Genomic DNA, 262 nt, shown 5'->3' on the forward strand with positions numbered 1-262 from the left:
CGTTTGCTACCAGAATCCACAATGCGGAGAAGTTGGAACCAAAAGCCACCAACCAAGTTGTCGCTAAATGTTGACGTTTTGAGAAACGATCCCAACCGAAGAAGAACATACCTACGAAGGTCGATTCTAAGAAGAATGCCATTAAACCTTCGATAGCCAGCGGTGCACCAAAGATGTCACCTACATAGTGTGAATAGTAAGACCAGTTAGTACCAAACTGGAATTCCATCGCTAAACCCGTTGATACACCCAAGGCAAAGTT

The 262-nt window shown here is 44.3% G+C and carries 1 protein-coding gene; it reads right to left on the minus strand.

Translation table 11 applies throughout. The annotated features are described in order from the left end of the window. On the minus strand, positions 1–262 hold a 262-nt coding region (locus B4920_RS26655), incomplete at both ends, for a cytochrome ubiquinol oxidase subunit I (protein ID WP_173862719.1).

The organism is Zoogloea sp. LCSB751, from assembly GCF_002028455.1.
In the GTDB taxonomy this organism is placed as follows: domain Bacteria; phylum Pseudomonadota; class Gammaproteobacteria; order Burkholderiales; family Rhodocyclaceae; genus Zoogloea.